Raw genomic sequence first — 12,198 nt, forward strand, 5'->3', positions numbered from 1 at the left:
TAGGTGCATCAGGTGGCGACACGGACGATCATCGCGACGAAGAGAGTGCGGCTGACAGGTCCCATGGAGACGGAGGCTGACCTCCGCTATCTGGACTGGATGGCCGCCCGACTGGGCGTCACGGTGGCGGACCGTGATGCAGCCTGGCTGTGGACTGGGACGGAAGCGCTGATTGTGATAGCCGGCTGGGAGGACAGCTCCGACGCCCGATGTGACGTCACAGTGGCGGAGGCCGGGGGGCTGATAGTCCATCGCCTCACCGACCACCGCGGATCGACGGCGCACGCACGCGGCGCCTGACTGAGGGCCCTCCTCCGGAAGTTCGGACGGGGGCCTTCGGCGTATCTGGATGTGGACGCCACGGGAGCGGATGCTCCACGTCACTCATATGGCGCACGTCACATTCACTGGGGCAAATGGGCTCCCCGATTTGCACAGTAACCACAGCACCACCAGCACAGCCCAGGGAGCGGAAATGGCCAACGCAACGATCGCCGCAGACCTCATCACCAGGGCCAAGAGCGGCGACAGGGACGCCATGTGGCAAATCGTCACCACCCTGGAGCCGATGCTCGCCAACGTCGTCCGCACCGTCACCGCCGGACAGGCCACAGCGGAGGACATGGATGACCTGATGCAAGAGGCGCGAATCGCGCTGATCACCTGCGTGGCCAGCTACGACACCGACGGGACCGCCCAGCTCCAGACGAAGGCCTGGCCGGCCATCCGCGGAGCAGTGGCGACCGCCTGGATGGGCGGCCGACCCGGAGCCCTGGACCCGCAGAAGCTCGTGCGCGTCCGCCGGGCACTCGCGCAGGCTGACGGTGACGTGGACAAGGCGTTCCAGGTCGTCAACGAGATCGGCCCGGTCAGTCGCCAACTGTTCGACGCGGCCCGCTTCGCCCTCGTCCCGGTGGAGAGCCTGGACCGCCCGGCTGACGGCGTGGAAGGCGTGACGCTGGGGGAGACGTTGGCCGACATCTCCTCGGCGGCCGACGCTGCCGACGTTCGCGACCTGGCTGCCTACGCCCTCGCCTCCGTCACTGCGCGTCGCGCGCTCGTCCTTCGCGGGACATACGGCATCGGCATGCCGCCCATGGAGGACGCGGAGATCGGCGGCCACATGGGCGTCGGTCCGGCCCGCGTCCGCCGGATCCGCTGGGACGGAATCCAGCAGGCGCGTGCTGTTCTCGGTATTGCCGCGTGAATCAACCACGAACGTCTAAACGAGCGAGTACCCGGGAGGACACGACGATGCGCAACTTCCCCACTCTTGATGCCTACGACATGGCCGGCGTCCGTGACGATGAGGCGGCCAGCTGGGACGAGGACGCCCGTGCCGCGTACGACGACTACCACGACGCGGACCGCCGGGATGCCGTGGAGGAGCTGGCCCGCTGAGTCGCGCTAGTCGACTAGCACGACTCGCGCTAAACCGAACCATCAGAGGAGAGGGCATGGCTGAGATCAACCTGACGAAGAAGTCCATCAACGACACCGACATATCCGCACTGACGGTGGAGACGTCGGTCTACGAGAAGTCGGCCGCGTTCATCAGCCTGTGGGACGAGTCGGCGCACATGACGAGGTCGGAGACCCGCCAGCTCCGCGACGAACTGAACCGGATCCTGGGCGAGAAGGAGCCTCCGGCCCAGTCGGCCACATCGGTCAAGGTCGGGGACCGCGTCACGGTGATCAGCAACAATCCCGGTGATGGGGAGGGCCACATCGGGGAGGTCGGCGCGCTGGAGCGCATCGACGCTGACGACGAGGAACTGCCGTACAAGGTCCGCCTTGACGGCGACGGTGACACGTGGTGGTGCCGCGATATCCGCCGAGTGGACGAGCCCGCGGAGGCTGAGGCAGCCGACCAGTGCCCCGACACCGCATCCCACTTCGAGACCTTCCGCCGACGTTACGACGCTGCTGCTAAGGCTCGTGAGGTCCTGGGCGCTTCGGCCGCCGGCCCGTTCGGCATCCGCTCCGCCGTCGACCCCGAGTCGGTCATCCGCCTGGCTGACTGGCTGCTCGGCGAAGCCGCCTGACCAACCCACTACGGGCCCCCTGCGAGTAGAGGACGCAGGGGGCCCTTTGGCGTTCTGGAGGAGTGCATGGGCGCGAAGCTGTTCACGGGGTGGGTTGCGTGGATCGACCCAAACACGGGGGCAGAGCGACGGGGGATTGTGACGGGGTCCGGCAGGGAGCGGCAGATCATCCCAGCCGACGGTGGGGAGATGCTGCCGATGAGGACCCAGTCCGTCAAGGGCGGCGAGTGGCGGGTCCGGGATGGTTGGCACATCGCCGCGATCCGGGCCGTCCCGGGGCCAGAGGGGGAGCAGGACGCATTGTTCAGGGTCTGACTCAATCAAGGGACTTGTGTTGCGCAGCACATGTCTGTCACCATGAAGATGCGTCAGGAACTCATGCATCAGGCCAGCCCTGCGAGTAGAGGACGCGGGTCCGGCCCTTCACGGAGAAGAGTCAGAGAGATGAAGCGGGAACCTCAGTCCGTCGCCACCTCCACCATTGCCGCGGAGGCCCACGTCCCGGAGGCCGACGTCCTGGCGCTGGTTGACCAACTGGCCGCGCTGGACGGTACGTCGACCGTCGTTGCGTCTGACACGGGTGGCCGGGTCGCGCTGACGTTGTCCGCTGCTGCCGTGATCCGGGTGCAACTGGGCATCGGCGAGAAGACCATGCCGGCCGTCCCCTTCCCGCGCACCGATGCACATCAGTGGGGCATCCACTGTCCGCAGTGCGGAGTGGGCGAGCCGACGGACACGAACCGGGAGTCCGCGGAGGCCTGCGCGTCGGCGCTGGTGTGTGAACACCCCAAGTGCACTGCGACGTTCACGCCGCCTGGCGCCGAGATGCTGCCCTGCGTCCTGGCCGCACACCCGACGTCGCCCGACCACGAGACGATCCCACTCGGCGACCCGGGGCGGCCATGGCACTGGCGTGACGGTGCCCCTGGAGCAACGCTGCCCGTGTACCGCGTGTGTGAGGCGCGGGACCTGGAGGAGGGGGACCGGATCGAACACCACGGCCGGGCCTGGATGGTGGCCTCCGTCTGGTGGATCGGCGACGGATGCACGATCTTTGCGACGGACGGAGGGGAGATCATCACCGACCCGCACCGGAAGTTCGAGGCGCGCCGGGATGGTTGACGAAGCGCGCCAGAGCTGAGGCCGGCTACATCAGTAGGAGGAGAGCCCATGACCGAACGCACTGCCGTCGTATGGGTGCACCGCAACACGTCCACGTGCAGCGCCTGCCGGCGCGACGCGCTGTACGACGACTCTCACCACTACACCGTTCCCGGCGGCCCCACTGGCAGGCCGTCCGAGCAGGGATGCGGGGCACGATTCGAGGCCATCGGATCCGCCCGGATCGAGATCGGTGCGAACCGGCTCGCCCAGCTCCGGCCTAACCTGCCGATTCGCAAGTACGTCCCGCGCTGAGCAGCTGAAGGGTGAAGGGCGCCATCGGGAGTTGATCTCCCGGTGGCGCCCTTCGTCGTGCTAGTCGACTAGCGCGACTCCAGGGCTTGTGTTGCACAGCACAAGTCTGCCATCATGGAGTCACGCAAGGAACTCACGGAGACGGGAGCATCGAGTGGACAGCAAGTTCGACGTCGGCGACGAGGTTCGCTACAACGGCCCGCGCTGGAAGTGCATTGGCACGATCAAGCGCATTTCGGACGACGGTAGTCGGCTGCAGGTCGTTGACGCGGCTGGTGCCATCTACTGCGCCAAGCTGGACGAGCTGACGAAGTACCCGGACTGATGCAGTACTGACCGGCCCTGCGAGTAGAGGACGCGGGGCCGGTCATCTGGTGAATTCACCGAGAAGAGGAGACATGACCCGCACCCCCTGGCACATTCGATCGGCCCGCCGCATCGGCCAGCCCGCCGTCCTGTACGCCGCTCTCGCGCTGAGCGCGCCCGGGGAGTTCTCGCTCGGCGTGATGGCGGGCTGGAACTGGCGTGTGGCCTGGCTCATGCCGGCCGTCCTGTCGCTCTACGCCGCGTGGAGCGCGCGCAACGCCCGCGACTGGTCGGACCTCGTCCGCAAGCACTGCAAGAGTGGCGACGTCGAGCGCGAAGAGGCCGCAACGCGCCAGCGCGGCAGCGCGATCCGCGGCGCACTTGTTGCACTGGTCGTCGCAACTGCCGCACAGATCACGGAACATGTGCTGACGACCGGTGCAACGGGTGCAATCGCGTGGGTCGTCATTGTCGTGTCCGCGGTTCCCCCACTCGTGGCCGCGCATGTGCTGCATTTGGACCCGCCGGAGGACGAGGATGCGAAGGCGCAGCCCGAGCCGGCCCTGAACAAGGAAGCCGGGCCCGCCCCGGTGCTGTGGAAAGTGGAGGTCAACAAGGCCCCGACTGCTCAGCCGGTTCTCACCGCGAAGCCCCACAAGCTGCCGACAGCGGAAGAGAAGCTGACGCTGAAGGAAGCTGCCGGGCGTCTCGGCGTCCACGTGACGACGCTTTACCGTCGGCGGGATGCAGGTGCGCTCCAGGTCCACGACGGCCCCCGCGGGCAGCTCGTGCTGTGGTCGGACCTGGCGCCGGTGAACGCCTGAAATTGCAACCTGAGAGCCCCTGTCCGATTGATCGGGCAGGGGCTCTTTGCTTCCCAGTGTGGAACATCGAGCCGTCACGTTTCCTCGTCGGGCAGGGGTGGAAGCGTTGAGTCCTTTGGTTCAATGACGATGCGTCGGCCGTAGGTGTCTGCCGCCTTCCAGGCCAAATCCGCCACTTCAATCCAGTCATCTGCCGTGGTAGGTCGCTCAGACTTGATCGACGCGTCAAGGAATGACCTAAATGCGGCGTAATCGGGTCTCGCTCTTGTGGGTGAGCCAAGGCGGGCCTCAAGACTGCGGACTCGCTCCAGTAGCTCACCCACCATATCCTCCATCCGGGGCGGCGCCATCAGTGAAGCTTCCGAAGCTTCCGACTTTGCATCGGCGATGCTGTCGTAAAATTCGTCCCACGTGGCATTAAAGAGACTGCTTATTGTCCTTTCTGGCACCTGCCGTTCGGCCTCATTGTTTATGTCGCGAATCAGTTTTCGAAGGCTATCGCGCTTCATCTGAATAGCTTGGAAATTCGACAGTGGACCCGTTATATCGCGTGGCTCCAAATCGATGCAGAATGGTACGAGTCTAGCTCTGTCAACTCTCTTGGCGAGAGCCCCTGACTCAAATGTAATCCACAGGGATTTGAGATTGCTTGGAGTCAGGCAGACGATTCCAAAGTTGGCATCGTCAAGCTCAGAACTAATTTCCTGGAACCATCGACTGCCGAATGCGATGTCCTCGCTCGACATCCAGAAGTCCACTGGTTGAAGAATCTGTTCGAGCCACTCTTGAAGTAACTCAGCAACAGCTTCGCTGTGGCGGCCTGACCAGGAGATGAAGACCTTCATATCCAGCTCCCTCCATCGCGCCTGTCTGAATTGTCCCACGGCTGAGATGGCTCCGCCGCGTGGTCGGGCTGGCGATACGCTACGTGTTCTGCACCAGGCTCAATGTCGTGTGTCCCTTGGCTTATCGGGCTGCGTCCTGCAGTCGATCCGCCAGTGAGGAGGAGGTGGATCGTGCCCGTGATGCCGATGGATCCGCCGCAACTGCGAGGAACCATCGGGCATCGTCACGCTCGGCGATCCAGCGTCTGCCCGCCTGGGGTGGATGTTGGCGCTTCGGGGGGCAATTTGACGTGAGAGGGCATGGTTGGACACTTGTGCTGCACAGCACAGGCATGCGATCATCCAGGCACGGAAAACCCCGGCGGTGCTGGTAACACCCCGGGGTCTGGCATCAGAGCTGGAGGGCTCCGAATGCAGATCCATCGTATCCCGAAGCATGCACCCGGGTACACGATCCTGGACAACGGTCACGTCGTGCGGAAACACAGCCTCTCGTGGGCCGCCCGCGGACTGCTGGGCTACTTGCTCAGCCTCCCCGACGGATCCCGGGAGGACGTGCGGACCTTGGCGGCGAAGAGCGTGGAGGGCCGTGGCACCGTCTCCCGTGCTCTGCGAGAACTGGAAGACGCCGGCCACTACATCCGCCGGACCGACAGGGATCCCGTCACGGGCCGGGTGCGGACGACGGTCTCCGTCCACGAGGTCCCGGCGACGAGCAAGACGCCGAACACGCTGCCGCCGCTTCCCGCACTCCCGGCCGCCGGTGGACCTGGAGCCGGACATCCGATCGACGGGAAGGCGGGAGACCCCTCCGTGAGGGTAATGACGGCGATTCGGAAGGACGTTGAAGTACCGTCCGTCCCTCCGGCCGACGAGTTGCTGACTGAGGACCCGGGCCTGATGCCGCCTGCCGACCCCGACGAATTGGCCGAGGCGCACTCGGCGTTCTCGGCCCTTCTCGGAGGGGCGGACGGGGCACTCCCCGCCGAGCCTGAGGACGGGCCCCAGGCGACCGCGGAGCGCCTTCCTCGACCCCGTCAGGCCGCGACGCGGCCCCACATGACCGACGGCATGGCGCTGCTGCTGGAGCTTGGCAGTCGCGAACCCCGCATGACCCTGGCCGGCAAGCCGCTGGCCGACCAGTCGGTCATGGTGGAGGGGTTGCTCGCGGGCGGGTGGGCGGCCGAAGAGCTATTGAGGATCCTCTCCGCACCCCTGCCGGAGAAGATCACCCGCAGCGTCGGCGCGATCATCTCCGGACGACTGTCCAAGATTCCGTCCGCGCCAGCAGTTCAGTCAGTCGTGACGGCCGAACCGCCCCGCCCGCATCAACGGTCGGATCACGAGTGTCTGGGGCGGGAAGGGCTATGCGGGAGGCCAGTTCCGACAGCAGGACGGCTGTGCTCCGCATGCCGGTAGGCGTACGCTCCCGGTAGGCCTTGTCAAGACCGGGAGCACGCCCCATGAGCGACGAATCGGCAGAACTGACAACCGGTGAGCGGATCCGGCTTCACCGTGAACGAGCTGGACTGAGCCGTGCAGTCCTGGCCGGCCTCGTCGGCCGGTCGGAAGGCTGGCTGAAGAAGATCGAACAAGGTGAGCGGGATCTCCGAAACGTCGACATGCTCGTTCGGATCGCTCAAGTACTGCGCTTGGGCGACGTCGGGGCCCTAACCGGCACCCCCGGAGCAATGCCGGTCGAGTCGTGGGGGAAGATGTCACACGCAGGCGTTCCGGCACTTCGAGACGCGATCCACGCCAGCATCTACCGCCGGCCCGTGGACCTTCCTACGACAATGGACGAGCTTGCTGGCCGAGTGCGGCAGACGTGGGCCGTTTGGCATGCATCTCCCCATCAGCGCACGGAAGTTGGTGCGCTTCTGCCGGGACTGATCTCGGCATGCCACACGTTGGTTCGCGGCTGCGAAGGTGCAGACAGGCGTGCAGCTTATCGGGTTATGGCGGAGACGTACGCGCTCGCCCAGCAGTACGCCGCGCACACCACGGAGCCGGAACTTTACTGGCTGACAGTGGACCGCGCTCGAATGGCGGCGGAGGAAGCCGATGAGCCGGTCACTCTGGCTATTGCAGCGTGGATCGCAGGCAATGGCCTGCGGGACTCCGGGCACGCCGACGAAGCTCTGCGATTGGCTGCAGATGCTGCGGCCTCGCTCCGGCCGCGCCTGGAGGACGGTACAGATCTTCTCCGCAGCACCTTCGGTGCGCTCTGCTTGCACGCTGCCGTGACGTGCGCCAAGGAGGGGCGGGAGGGGGAGACGTGGAGGTGGTGGGACGAGGCCGACCGGACGGCACGTCGGCTGGGTGCCTATGCCCATCCGTTCACCGTGTTCGGGGAAGGCAACGTGGCTGTCCACGCTGTCACTCTCGGGGTGGAGCTTCGAACGCCAGGTGCAGCATTGCGCCGGTTGGCGGACGTTCGACCGGAGACCATCCCTTCGACGGAGCGGCGTTCGCGCCTCTTCGTGGATGCTGCACGGAGCGAGTTCGCACGGCGGGAACTAGCGGGAGCACTGCACTACATCAAGCGGGCGTACGAAACGAGCCCCGAGGCTGTTCGCTACGTTCCGCCGGCGCGGGGGCTCGTCGTGGAGCTGACCCGCGCAGCGACGGGGCCGCTTCGGAGTGACGCCGTTGAACTGGCGGAGGCCGTGGGCGTGGCTGCCTGAAGATCGTTAACAGCCTGCCCCAGATTGGGGCACTCCCTACAGTGACGGGCCCGTAACGTCTTGCGACGAGACGGGCTCGGACTGTATGGGAGCGAAGAATGACCGTAAGAAGCATGCCCGGGAGCGAGAACGCGTCGTCTTCGGTCGTCCCGGAGGCGACGGGCATGTCCTCGCTGCCGCCCATGCCGGAGCCCAGGCGGCCCCCGAGCAAGCGTGCGAGCAAGGATCTCATTGACGCCTGTCGCCGGGACTACCTGACGGCGCGAGCGAAGGAAGCCCGCAGGCGCACGGACCTCTTCAAGCACGCGCCGCTGGCCGGTTGTGGGTGCCCCTCGCATCGTGTGACGGGGAAGCCCTGTGACGCTGCCTGAGACCGCGACGCCGGTCCGGAAGTGCAGCGTGTGCCGCTCGTTCGAGATGATCGCGGATGTCTCCAGGAAGGACCCCGCGTCGGTTCCGGTCGCTGCCCGGCGGAACATTGAGGCATTGCGAGACGCACACGCGTTCAAGTGCCTGGCGGTGCGTCGTGTCGCTTCGTGATCTTGTCGGCCGAATCCCGGAGGCTCCCGCGCCGGACGTCGATCAGTGCCCCGGCTGTGCCTACTTTGCCGATGCCGAAGAGCGGTACTCGGCGGAGGACTACCCGACGATCCGGCGCAATCTTGCCAGGTCCCGCGTGCGGCACGTGGACGACGGGGAGTGTGTGGTTCTGGGGGTGGCGCGTGAGCAACACTGACGCGTGGCACCCAAGCCCCTGGACTCACTTCCTGGGCGGACCCGCCCCGTACGCTCCGGACGACCGCGACGAACTGCCCGATCCTGTCGACCCGTTCGCCTGGCTGAGGGAGCACAGGTGGCCGCCGAAGCGTAGGGACGGTCCCCAGCCGATTCTCACACCGGAGCAGCACACCGAGGCTCCGCTCACGCCCGATCAGCGTGCGCGCCGTGCCGAGCTGCTCGCCCGGGTTCGCGACGCCAACCACCCGAAGCTGCGTTGATGGATCCGTACGCCGCGCCCGTGACCGGCATCGGCAGCCTCTGGGCCGGCCAGCGCCGAGCGTGCAACGGGCCTCCCGTGCCCTGGTGAGCACAGAACCGGCCCAGTTGGGCCTCTCGAACCCCCGCCTCGGTCCTCCCCAACCCTGGACAGGTCGAGCCGACCGGGGCGGGTTCATTTCGGCGTCACCGCTGGGTGACGCCCCAAGTCCCCTTCCGGGCTGACATGCTGGCCCGGGAGGTCGCACCATCCGTCGCACCATCGACTGCATGGAAGGAGCACCAATGACCACCATCACCGAGGAGCCCACGAAGGTGCCGTTCGGCGCCCGCGCCGTCCAGGCGCCGTACACGGTCACCATCAACCCGTCGGAGTTCACGTACGACCCGGAGCGACAGGTCAACGTGCTGAAGGCGGACGGCTCCCTGTGGGCCCACACCCCGATGGCCGCCTCCAGCACGGCCACGAACAACGACTCCACCACCGGGGCCGACGAGACGTCCGACCCGTACGCCTTCCCGGGCGACCAGGTGGCGTAGCCAGTGTCCGTACAGCATGGAACCGTTCTGGTGGTCGCCGAAGACCTGGACCCGTCCGCAGACCTCGTCGTGCACGCTCTCAATGAGCGGAACGTCCCGGTGATGCGGTTCGACCTGGCAGCGTTCCCCCGACACCTCGACCTGGCCGCTGAGCATGGCGGCCGAGTCTCCGGGTGGCACGGGGATCTGATCACCAGCACCCGAGCTGTGCGGCTGGAAGAGGTCCGGGCCGTCTACTACAGGCGGCCCGGACTGCCCCACATCAGCCGCGCAGTTGACCCCGCCTACCGTGAGTGGGCGCAGGGACAGGCCTTGGTCGGCATGGTTCAGGTTCTCAGCTCCCTGCCGGTGCTGTGGCTGCACCACCCCGACATCTACAGGGCGTCCGCGCACAAGCCGGGGCAGCTGGCCGCCGCTACCGCTGCGGGCCTTCGCGTGCCGTGCACCCTGGTCACGAACAGCCTGCCGCGGGCCCGGGAGTGGGCAGCCGGAATCGGCGGGCCGCTCATCGTGAAGCCGGTCACCGCAGGGGCGATCACGTTGCACGATCGCTCCATGATGTTGCCCACCCGCCGGATCGAAGCATCGGACCTCGATGAGTCACTTGAACTGACTGCGCACATGTTGCAGGAGTGGGTCCCGAAGCGGCATGAGGTGCGGCTCACAGTGGTCGGCACCCAGATGTTTCCCGTGGCCATTCACGCGGGCAGCGACGCCGCGACGGTGGACTGGCGGAGCGACTACGACGCACTGTCCTACGAGCTGACGGTCATTCCGGAGGAAGTCGCCGACGGGGTCCGGCGGTTCATGGCCGGGTACCGCCTCAACTATGGTGCGTTCGACTTCGTCGTAACCCCGACGGGCGACTGGGTCTTCCTCGAATGCAACCCTGCCGGGCAATGGCAATTCATCGCAGCAGCAACGAAGTTGCCGATCGCGGAGGCTCATGCCTCCCTCCTGCAAGGAGCAGTATGAACGACGCTGACGCCCGTCCCCTCCGGGAACTGCTGGCCCGGAACCTGGCTGCAGCCGGCCACGGGGAACAGTGGACTCGCGCGGTGGCACAGGTGCCGAGGCACCTGTTCGTGCCGACGTTCTACGAGCAGGACGGCACGGGGCGGTGGTCGGAGGTCACCACCGCAACGCCGGGCTATCGGGAGAACGTCTACGCCAACCGGGCCCTGACCACACAGATCAAGGACAATGAGCCCACATCCTCGTCCAGCGAGCCGGGGCTCATGCTCTCGATGCTGGACGCGCTGGGCGCGCAAGCCGGCCAGCGCGTGTTGGAGATTGGTACCGGGACCGGTTACAACGCGGCGCTGCTGTCTCATGTTCTGGGGGACGCCAACGTCACGACGGTGGACGTCGATCCCGAACTGACCGGGGATGCCGCACGGCGGCTGGCTGATGCCGGCTACCGGCCATCCGTCCACACGGGAGACGGGGCTCGTGGGGTACCGTCGCACGCCCCGTTCGATCGGATCATCGCCACCTGCGGTATGCAGTCCGTTCCGGCCGCATGGGTGCAACAGGCAGCCGACGGCGCAGTGATGGTCGTCCCGGTTGGATGGGGGCTGGCCAGGATCACGATCGACGGTGGGAACGCAACCGGCCGATTCCTGCCCCAGAGCGCCTACTTCATGGCCCGGCGAACCTCCCGCGTTCGACCCCGATTTGACGAGCTGGAGAAGGAGCAGCCCACGGTCTCAGACATCTCTGCGCAGGAGACGCTGACGCGCCTGGAGTTCCCGTTGGCGCTCGCTCTCCCCGGGTATCGAACCTGCACATGGGCTGGAGACGACGGTGGGACAGCGTCGGTCGGTATCTGGACACCCGACGGATCCGCCGCCACAGCCGGCCGCGACGGTTCTGTGCGGCAGACCGGGCCGCGAAGGCTGTGGGACGTGGTGGAACAGCTGAGCCGACAGTTCGAAACCGAGCCCCAGCGCGAGGACTTCGGGCTCACGATCACACCAGAACGCCAGTGGGCGTGGTGGAAGACCGACGAAACGGGATGGGATCTACCTGCCGTCCACTTCGCCGAGTAGGCCGACAGGAGCCGGTAGCCTGGGTCCCCCGATCGAAAGAGGCGAGGGTGGACGAGGAGTCGTTGGCCGACTGGGCGGAACGGCGACAGAAGCGGCTACGACCAATTGGCCAGCTGAAGGCCGTCATCATCGGTCACGAACACGCTCCGGCCCACCTGTACCAAGATCTCCCGCGCGCCATCCTCCGGTGGGACGGCTACCAATGGATCGCTGAATCCGTCGCAGACAACTATGCGGCTGCTCAGCGCCTCGTTCACGGAGTCGAAGGCGGCGGCGTGATTCGCGGAGTGCCGCTGCCGCTCCGTAAGGCCCGAGCCGGCAGGCACCGAAAGCCCGGTCCGACCGCGTAGCCCACAGGCGTGGCCGGACCGTTGAACGCCTCTCCCTCGCGCCGACGCGCAGACGCGGGGGAGAGGGCAGAGCAGAACCCCCGGACAACGCTTGGCGGCGTCAGTTCGGGGGCTCTGTGCTGCTGGCGTGAAGTCAGA

The 12,198-nt window shown here is 66.5% G+C and carries 15 protein-coding genes; 14 read left to right on the forward strand and 1 reads right to left on the reverse strand.

Annotated features, from left to right (window positions below; all coding sequences use genetic code 11):
- Positions 1-12: 12 nt before the first annotated feature.
- The 8 genes from ACFVHB_RS20195 (at position 13) to ACFVHB_RS20230 (ending at position 4,591) form a co-directional block, all read left to right on the forward strand.
- Entirely contained in the window at positions 13-300 is a 288-nt protein-coding gene (locus ACFVHB_RS20195; protein WP_380323683.1) for a hypothetical protein, read from the forward strand.
- Between the two features lie 175 nt (positions 301-475).
- The gene (locus tag ACFVHB_RS20200) at positions 476-1,207 is read left to right on the forward strand and encodes a helix-turn-helix domain-containing protein (RefSeq protein WP_380323686.1); all 732 of its coding nucleotides are present in this window, start codon (positions 476-478) and stop codon (positions 1,205-1,207) included.
- 47 nt (positions 1,208-1,254) lie between these two features.
- Entirely contained in the window at positions 1,255-1,401 is a 147-nt protein-coding gene (locus ACFVHB_RS20205; RefSeq protein WP_380323689.1) for a hypothetical protein, read from the forward strand.
- Positions 1,402-1,457: 56 nt separating this feature from the next.
- Positions 1,458-2,045: a hypothetical protein gene (locus ACFVHB_RS20210; protein WP_380323692.1), complete on the forward strand. Its 588-nt coding sequence runs from the start codon at positions 1,458-1,460 to the stop codon at positions 2,043-2,045.
- Positions 2,046-2,489: 444 nt separating this feature from the next.
- Positions 2,490-3,167 (forward strand): hypothetical protein, encoded by a 678-nt coding sequence (locus ACFVHB_RS20215; protein ID WP_380323694.1) that lies wholly within the window; start codon positions 2,490-2,492, stop codon positions 3,165-3,167.
- A gap of 48 nt (positions 3,168-3,215) precedes the next feature.
- The gene (locus ACFVHB_RS20220) at positions 3,216-3,461 is read left to right on the forward strand and encodes a hypothetical protein (RefSeq protein ID WP_380323697.1); all 246 of its coding nucleotides are present in this window, start codon (positions 3,216-3,218) and stop codon (positions 3,459-3,461) included.
- Between the two features lie 154 nt (positions 3,462-3,615).
- The gene (locus tag ACFVHB_RS20225) at positions 3,616-3,786 is read left to right on the forward strand and encodes a hypothetical protein (protein WP_380323700.1); all 171 of its coding nucleotides are present in this window, start codon (positions 3,616-3,618) and stop codon (positions 3,784-3,786) included.
- Between the two features lie 73 nt (positions 3,787-3,859).
- Positions 3,860-4,591, forward strand: coding sequence for a hypothetical protein (locus tag ACFVHB_RS20230; protein WP_380323703.1), 732 nt, complete (start codon positions 3,860-3,862; stop codon positions 4,589-4,591).
- A 74-nt stretch (positions 4,592-4,665) separates the two neighbouring features.
- Here the strand turns inward: ACFVHB_RS20230 and ACFVHB_RS20235 are convergent, their stop codons facing one another.
- Positions 4,666-5,436, reverse strand: a complete 771-nt coding sequence (locus tag ACFVHB_RS20235; RefSeq protein WP_380323706.1) for a toll/interleukin-1 receptor domain-containing protein — start codon at positions 5,434-5,436, stop codon at positions 4,666-4,668.
- Between the two features lie 411 nt (positions 5,437-5,847).
- Between ACFVHB_RS20235 and ACFVHB_RS20240 the strand changes: the two genes are divergently transcribed.
- From ACFVHB_RS20240 to ACFVHB_RS20265, 6 genes are all read left to right on the forward strand, one after another.
- Entirely contained in the window at positions 5,848-6,855 is a 1,008-nt protein-coding gene (locus ACFVHB_RS20240; RefSeq protein WP_380323709.1) for a helix-turn-helix domain-containing protein, read from the forward strand.
- Positions 6,856-6,899: 44 nt separating this feature from the next.
- Complete coding sequence (locus ACFVHB_RS20245) at positions 6,900-8,123, forward strand: helix-turn-helix domain-containing protein (protein WP_380323712.1); 1,224 nt, start codon at positions 6,900-6,902, stop codon at positions 8,121-8,123.
- Positions 8,124-9,404: 1,281 nt separating this feature from the next.
- Positions 9,405-9,659 carry a putative ATP-grasp-modified RiPP gene (gene tgmA, locus ACFVHB_RS20250; protein WP_380323715.1) on the forward strand — a complete coding sequence of 85 codons (255 nt, stop codon included), beginning with the start codon at positions 9,405-9,407 and terminating at the stop codon, positions 9,657-9,659.
- 30 nt (positions 9,660-9,689) lie between these two features.
- Positions 9,690-10,634: an ATP-grasp ribosomal peptide maturase gene (gene tgmB, locus ACFVHB_RS20255; RefSeq protein WP_380323718.1), complete on the forward strand. Its 945-nt coding sequence runs from the start codon at positions 9,690-9,692 to the stop codon at positions 10,632-10,634.
- A complete protein-coding gene (locus ACFVHB_RS20260; protein WP_380323721.1) occupies positions 10,631-11,710 on the forward strand; it encodes a methyltransferase domain-containing protein in 1,080 nt (359 codons plus the stop codon). The genes tgmB and ACFVHB_RS20260 overlap by 4 nt, the downstream gene beginning before the upstream one ends.
- Positions 11,677-12,060 carry a DUF6087 family protein gene (locus tag ACFVHB_RS20265; protein ID WP_380323725.1) on the forward strand — a complete coding sequence of 128 codons (384 nt, stop codon included), beginning with the start codon at positions 11,677-11,679 and terminating at the stop codon, positions 12,058-12,060. The genes ACFVHB_RS20260 and ACFVHB_RS20265 overlap by 34 nt, the downstream gene beginning before the upstream one ends.
- Positions 12,061-12,198 lie beyond the last annotated feature (138 nt).

Origin of the sequence: Kitasatospora sp. NPDC127111 (genome assembly GCF_042677465.1) — a bacterium.
Taxonomy (GTDB): Bacteria; Actinomycetota; Actinomycetes; order Streptomycetales; family Streptomycetaceae; genus Kitasatospora.

What these genes read in the sequence shown, in the direction of transcription:
- ACFVHB_RS20215 (WP_380323694.1), top strand. Translation starts at nt 2,490, where the DNA reads ATGAAGCGGGAACCTCAGTCCGTCGCCACCTCCACCATTGCCGCGGAG.
- ACFVHB_RS20240 (WP_380323709.1), top strand. Translation starts at nt 5,848, where the DNA reads ATGCAGATCCATCGTATCCCGAAGCATGCACCCGGGTACACGATCCTG.
- ACFVHB_RS20235 (WP_380323706.1), bottom strand. Translation starts at nt 5,436, where the DNA reads ATGAAGGTCTTCATCTCCTGGTCAGGCCGCCACAGCGAAGCTGTTGCT.
- ACFVHB_RS20220 (WP_380323697.1), top strand. Translation starts at nt 3,216, where the DNA reads ATGACCGAACGCACTGCCGTCGTATGGGTGCACCGCAACACGTCCACG.
- ACFVHB_RS20245 (WP_380323712.1), top strand. Translation starts at nt 6,900, where the DNA reads ATGAGCGACGAATCGGCAGAACTGACAACCGGTGAGCGGATCCGGCTT.
- ACFVHB_RS20260 (WP_380323721.1), top strand. Translation starts at nt 10,631, where the DNA reads ATGAACGACGCTGACGCCCGTCCCCTCCGGGAACTGCTGGCCCGGAAC.
- ACFVHB_RS20210 (WP_380323692.1), top strand. Translation starts at nt 1,458, where the DNA reads ATGGCTGAGATCAACCTGACGAAGAAGTCCATCAACGACACCGACATA.
- ACFVHB_RS20200 (WP_380323686.1), top strand. Translation starts at nt 476, where the DNA reads ATGGCCAACGCAACGATCGCCGCAGACCTCATCACCAGGGCCAAGAGC.
- ACFVHB_RS20205 (WP_380323689.1), top strand. Translation starts at nt 1,255, where the DNA reads ATGCGCAACTTCCCCACTCTTGATGCCTACGACATGGCCGGCGTCCGT.
- ACFVHB_RS20230 (WP_380323703.1), top strand. Translation starts at nt 3,860, where the DNA reads ATGACCCGCACCCCCTGGCACATTCGATCGGCCCGCCGCATCGGCCAG.
- tgmA (WP_380323715.1), top strand. Translation starts at nt 9,405, where the DNA reads ATGACCACCATCACCGAGGAGCCCACGAAGGTGCCGTTCGGCGCCCGC.
- ACFVHB_RS20265 (WP_380323725.1), top strand. Translation starts at nt 11,677, where the DNA reads ATGGGATCTACCTGCCGTCCACTTCGCCGAGTAGGCCGACAGGAGCCG.